At 44.1% G+C, this 1,025-nt stretch carries 1 protein-coding gene and 1 pseudogene; both read left to right on the forward strand.

What is annotated here, in order from left to right; all coding sequences use genetic code 11:
* Positions 1–336, forward strand: a pseudogene (locus F6K20_RS39725) (RNA-guided endonuclease IscB); the annotation flags it as partial.
* Positions 337–570: 234 nt separating this feature from the next.
* Positions 571–1,025 (forward strand): response regulator (locus F6K20_RS39730; protein WP_287298614.1); only part of this gene is annotated, 455 nt, incomplete at its 3' end.

A 1,025-nucleotide genomic window follows, 5' to 3' on the forward strand; every position in this document is an offset into this window, starting at 1 on the left:
CAATCTACTCCTGAAAAACTGTTGCTCAATGGTATCAAGCCTTTAATAGTCAAAGCTAAAGGTCATGGTGTTCGTCAACGATGCAGAACTGACAAATATGGTTTTCCAAAAGCTCATGCATCTAAAGCTAAATTCTTTCGAGGGTTTCAAACAGGAGACATAGTTAAGGCTGATATCCCAAAAGGTAAATACGCTGGGCAATACACAGGACGGATTGCTATTCGTTATCGTCCTAGCTTCATGTTGTCATTACCTAATCAACGCTTTGATGTCCATCCTAAATACTTGCAAACAATCTTTAAGGCTGACGGTTATGAATACCAAGTCAATCAATAAGGATTCGCTACCGCTGGCCGTAGGCCACGCTACGCGAACAATTTATTTGTTGGCGGCAATTCCCCAGACACTGACCCTACGGGTTCAGGTGTCCGCCCCCTTGCCGCATTAATGGTGGAGTAGGAACACTCGTAGCCAAACCGCCTTCTGATTCAATCAGATCAGCGGGCTACTGGTCAGTATGCTCCTGCCCAATTTGCTTCTCCCCTATGGTTCGCTCTACGTAATTAAAGAATGAATAACCATCAAGCTGAGGCAACTCAGGCAGAAATTATGGTTGTGGATGACACACCAACCAATTTGCAGCTGCTATCTTCCATCCTGATTCAGCAAGGCTATCAGGTTAGGAGCATGATCGATGGACTACTTGCCTTGGAATCAGCATTGTGTGATCCACCGGATTTGATTTTACTAGACATTATAATGCCAAAGATCGATGGCTATGACGTCTGTAAACAGCTGAAATCTAATCAAAAAACTCAGGGAGTTCCAGTAATCTTTATCAGTGCTCTGGATGAAACTTGGGACAAGGTGAAAGCCTTTGCTGTTGGTGGTGCTGACTATATCACCAAGCCATTCCAGGTTGAGGAAGTTTTAGCCCGTGTGGAGAATCAATTGACTCTGCACAAGCTACAAACACAACTGATTGAGCAAAATCAACTGCTGCAACAGGAAATTCGCGATCGCAT

It is taken from the genome of Moorena sp. SIO2C4 (genome assembly GCF_010672485.1).
Classification (GTDB): domain Bacteria; phylum Cyanobacteriota; class Cyanobacteriia; order Cyanobacteriales; family Coleofasciculaceae; genus Moorena; species Moorena producens.